This is a genomic window from Castellaniella sp. (genome assembly GCF_034007085.1).
GTDB lineage: Bacteria > Pseudomonadota > Gammaproteobacteria > Burkholderiales > Burkholderiaceae_B > Castellaniella.
Genome location: NZ_JAVERO010000208.1, coordinates 1 through 2,778, shown reverse-complemented (window position 1 = coordinate 2,778; position 2,778 = coordinate 1). Strand labels below are relative to the sequence as shown.

5 protein-coding genes are annotated in these 2,778 nt (G+C 62.6%); 4 read left to right on the top strand and 1 reads right to left on the bottom strand.

What is annotated here, in order from left to right:
- Positions 1-1,121, bottom strand: a 1,121-nt coding sequence (locus RBR29_RS11790) for a filamentous hemagglutinin N-terminal domain-containing protein (protein ID WP_320349493.1), incomplete at its 3' end; no start/stop codon positions are given.
- 391 nt (positions 1,122-1,512) lie between these two features.
- Here RBR29_RS11790 and rpsF point away from each other — a divergent pair.
- From rpsF to rplI, 4 genes are all read left to right on the top strand, one after another.
- Entirely contained in the window at positions 1,513-1,881 is a 369-nt protein-coding gene (gene rpsF, locus RBR29_RS11785; protein ID WP_320349492.1) for a 30S ribosomal protein S6, read from the top strand.
- Between the two features lie 19 nt (positions 1,882-1,900).
- A complete protein-coding gene (gene priB / locus RBR29_RS11780; RefSeq protein WP_320349491.1) occupies positions 1,901-2,194 on the top strand; it encodes a primosomal replication protein N in 294 nt (97 codons plus the stop codon).
- A gap of 46 nt (positions 2,195-2,240) precedes the next feature.
- Positions 2,241-2,513 (top strand): 30S ribosomal protein S18, encoded by a 273-nt coding sequence (rpsR, locus tag RBR29_RS11775; protein ID WP_066456389.1) that lies wholly within the window; start codon positions 2,241-2,243, stop codon positions 2,511-2,513.
- 16 nt (positions 2,514-2,529) lie between these two features.
- A partial coding sequence (gene rplI / locus RBR29_RS11770; RefSeq protein WP_320349489.1) for a 50S ribosomal protein L9 occupies positions 2,530-2,778 on the top strand: 249 nt, incomplete at its 3' end.

The following is a 2,778-nucleotide window of genomic DNA, read 5'->3' as shown; positions in this document are numbered from 1 at the left end:
TTCACATGGATGTCGCCGCTGCCGCTCTTGCTGCCCGCCGACGACTGGACCTCGTAGTCGCCCTGCGTGTTCAGGTAGTTGCTCAGGAAGGCGCCGCTCGTGTCGCCGCCGCTGGCGGCGATGGTGAAGTCGGTCGGATCGACCAGCCACTTCCCGTTCTTGCCGGAGGCCGATTTCGTCAGGATTTGCGCGCTGTCGGCGATTTTGACCCGATCGCCGCTGGTTTCGATGAAGCCGCCGTCGCCCGCGGCCGGGGCGCTGGCGTCCAGCGTGCCGTCCACCCGGGCCGTGCCGCCGTGGGCGTACAGTTCGATTTTTCCCGTCAGGTCGTCGAGGGTGCGCGCCCGGACGATGCCGCTGTTGTTGACCTGGGCGCCCAGCAGTTCGTCCGCCGCCTTGGCGGTGAGCAGCACGGTGCCGCCGTCGGCGTGGATGGCCTGCTTGTTTTCGACCAGGGCGGCGAGCGTACCTTCGTCGAGGGTCACGTTGAGCAGTGAATCGCCGTTGAAGTTGAGCGTGATCCGGTTGCCGGCGCTCATCGCCACCGTGCCCTTGGTCGCTGCGATCACCCCTTGGTTGGAAACGCTGTTGCCCAGCAGGGCGACGTAGCCGCCGTCCTTGGCTGTGATCGTGCCCATATTGATGACCGAACCGTTGCCGTCGCCCTTGAAGACGAAATGGCCGGCGTTGAAGTCGGCGTCGCTGATGTCGCGGGTGCTGGCGACCAGTCCGCCGACGTTGACGCTGCTGCCCTTGCCGAACAGCACCCCGGCCGAGTTGATCAGAAAGACCTGGCCGTTGGCGTTCAGTGCGCCGTTGATGACGCTGCGTTCGTTGCCGATCACGCGGTTCAGGGTGATGGCCGACGCATTGGGCTGGTTGAAATTGACGGTTTCGCCCGCCTGGATGCCGAAGCCTTGCCAGTTGATGGCGGCTTTCTGGGTGGACTGGTTGATGTTGGTGACGCTGCCCGCCTGTTCGATGATGGCCGAACCGCTGGTGACGACACCCCCGTGGGGAGCTGCCCATGCCGCCAGGGGCGAGAACAGGAGCGAAATGATCAGGCCAAGCTCTGTGCGCTTGAATGGGCCTGTGGGCAGGTGGGTGGCAGTGCGGGACATGGGGACTCCTTTGATCGGCATCGAAGGGTTTGCGATCATTACGGTCGTGGTGGATCTGGGGGTAGGCAAATTTGATCGCTGTAGACTTTACTATATAGCCAGAATGACATTGATGATAATGGGTATCACGGATGTGCTATTTGGCGGGCGCTTGTTCTGGGTCAAGTCGTGGGGCGGGTGGACAGGCCTTGCCGGGCCTGGGCTGCGCCTGCCGCAGGCGGGGGATCGTTCCGGGTCTTTCAGACAATCCGCTTGCTGTGCTAGAATACCGGGTTACTTGCTCGACCGTGCTTGTGGCGCGTTTTTTGCGCGCCCGTGGTTTCCGTAGCGGAAACCACATCGTGCCGGCGGGCTGTCTGTCAACATCACAGATATCCACAAGGAGTCTTACATGCGCCACTACGAAGTAGTGTTCATCGTGCATCCCGATCAGAGCGAGCAGGTGCCCGCCATGATCGAGCGCTACCAGGCCATGGTCACCGGTCACGGCGGCCAGATCCACCGCGTCGAGGACTGGGGCCGCCGCCAGCTGGCCTACCCGATCCAGAAACTCGTCAAGGCCCACTACGTGTGCTTCAACATCGAATGCGGCCAGGCTGCGCTGGATGAACTCGAACACTCGTTCCGCTACAACGACGCGATTCTGCGCCACCTGTTCGTCAAGACCAAGCACGCCCACACCGAACCGTCGATCATGATGAAATCGGTCGAGCGCGAGGAAGCCCGCAAGGCGACCGCTGCCGAATCCACGAATTCCTGATCCGGGGTCTGCGCGTTCCGTGAACCGGGTCGAAATCGCAGCGCGTGTGGCCGAGGCCGAACCGCTGCGCCACACGCCGGCAGGCACGCCGGTGCTGCGGCTCCGGATGGCACACGAATCCGAGGTCCTGGAAGCCGGATCCCCCCGTCTCATCCGCATGGAATTGCAGGCGGTGGCTTTGGGGGATGTGGCTCGGGAACTGGCCCAGGCGCCGATCGGCGCGCTGATCCAGGCCGTCGGGTTCCTGGCGCCGCTGCGGCAGGGATCGGATCGGCTGGTGTTCCACATCCAGCGGGTCGCGCAGACACACTGAATGAACATGCCAGGCAGGTGCCTGGCCACAGAAAAAGGCAATCCAAATGGCTTACTTCAAGAAATCCAAGGAAAAGCGCAAGTTCGGGCAACAGAATCCGCTGTTCAAGCGTCGCAAGTTCTGCCGCTTCACCGTCGCCAAGGTCGAAGAGATCGACTACAAGGATCTGGACACCCTGCGCGATTTCATCCAGGAAAACGGCAAGATCATCCCGGCCCGCCTGACCGGCACCAAGGCGCACTACCAGCGCCAGCTGGATACCGCGATCAAGCGCGCGCGTTTCCTGGCCCTGTTGCCGTACACCGACAACCACAACTGATCCGAGGTCTCCCGTCATGCAAGTCATTCTGCTTGAAAAAGTCGTCAATCTCGGCAACCTGGGTGATGTGGTCCGCGTGCGCGATGGCTACGCCCGCAATTACCTGATCCCCCAGAAAATCGCCCGCCGCGCGACCGATGCCGCCCTGAAGGAATTCGAGGCCCGCCGCGCCGAACTGGAAAAGCAACAAGCCGAAAAGCTGGCTGCGGCCCAGGCGGTCGGCGAAAAACTGTCCGGCTACGTGCTGACCATCAGCCAGAAGGCC